Consider the following 1,439-nt stretch of genomic DNA (forward strand, 5'->3'; position numbering starts at 1 on the left):
CTGCCCCATTACAGTGAGAGACAGTCCCTAGGGGCCTCTCCAAGCTTTGGGGTTTTCGATAATGCATTGCCTGCGGATTCCCTAACCTTGTATATGGCCCCTGGAAGGGGCTGCTGGCCGACCGCCCCTGGACAGCCTTCCGCCCCTGCCTCTCGCGAAGGCCCGGGGGGTGTTGCTGCCAGGGGATGGTGGTCTGTCCGGGAACGGCTGATAGGGATGTGCCGCACGGCATGCCGTGACGGCAGGGTAATGTGGATGTCGCCCCTCAGACATGGTGGCCAGCCGGCCTAAGAGGAGATTACCACCATGGAACGCAAGCAGAAAGACTGGTTCGGCCCGCACCGCCTCTATCTCGGGATAGATGTCGGGAAGTCATTCCACTGGGCAGTGGGGCTGGATCCGGACGGCTCCATCAGGATCAGCCGCAGGCTGGACAACCGCCAGGAGGATGTCGATGCGCTGCTCGACGAGGCGGGGGAAGGGGCCCTGGTCATCGTCGACCAGAAGAACAACATCGGCTCGCTCGTCGTGCGCAGGTGCCGCGCGAAGGGGGTCGACGTCGGATACCTTCCGGGGAAGGCGATGAAGAACGCCCGCGAGATGTTCCCCGGGACGGCGAAGAACGACCGCATAGACGCCGAGGCGATCGCGCAGACGGGCATCGGGCTCAGGACGGCGATCAGGCCGATCGCCGAGACAGACGACCTGGGCGCCTCCGTCTCGCTGGTGTCATCCCAGCTCTCGTATGCCACGAGGCGCGCCACCATGGCCCGCAACAGGCTCCATGCGGTGCTCCTCGAGTCCGATCCGGCCTTCGAGGCTGCAGCGGACCTCTCGAGCGCATGGCAGCTCGAGGCGATGGCCGGATTCGGAGGGGCGAAGGGGCTTGCAGCAGCAGGCAGGAGGCGCTACTGCACGCTGTGCGCGAGGCAGGGCGTGCCTGCGCAGGCAAGGGATGCATTCTGGAAGGCAGCCATGCGCTCGGCCTCCTCGGCCTTCCATCCCGATGCAGAGGACATGCTTGCAAGGAGCCTTGCCAGGGAGATCCTCGAGGCCGATTCCGAGAGGACGGAGCTCTCCGCAGAGCTGGGGCGCCTCCTCCAGGACGACGAGACCTACCGCTGCCTGCTCACCATCCCGGGCATAGGGCCGAAGACGGCATCCGCGCTCGCGACCTCGATCGACATATCGCTCTTCCCTGGGGACAGCAAGCTCGCTGCATACTGCGGCCTCGCGCCTGCGGACCACGACTCCGGATCCTCCATCAGGTCTCAGAGAGACGCCCATGGAGGCAACAAGGCGCTCAAGAACCTCCTCATATTCAGCTGCAACTCCCTCGTGGGGACGAAGAACCGGTTCGGGAGGTACTATGATGCCTGCGTCGCGAGGGGCATGAGGCACAACAAGGCGCTCAAGGCAGTGGCACGCAAGAGGCTGCG

At 64.9% G+C, this 1,439-nt stretch carries 1 protein-coding gene; it reads left to right on the top strand.

All coding sequences use genetic code 11. From position 1 onward, the window contains the following. Positions 1-306: 306 nt before the first annotated feature. On the top strand, positions 307-1,439 hold a 1,133-nt coding region (locus ABVS03_RS11515; protein ID WP_368019214.1), incomplete at its 3' end, for an IS110 family transposase.

Source organism: Olsenella sp. AGMB03486 (assembly GCF_040884255.1).
Taxonomy (GTDB): Bacteria; Actinomycetota; Coriobacteriia; order Coriobacteriales; family Atopobiaceae; genus Olsenella_L; species Olsenella_L kribbiana.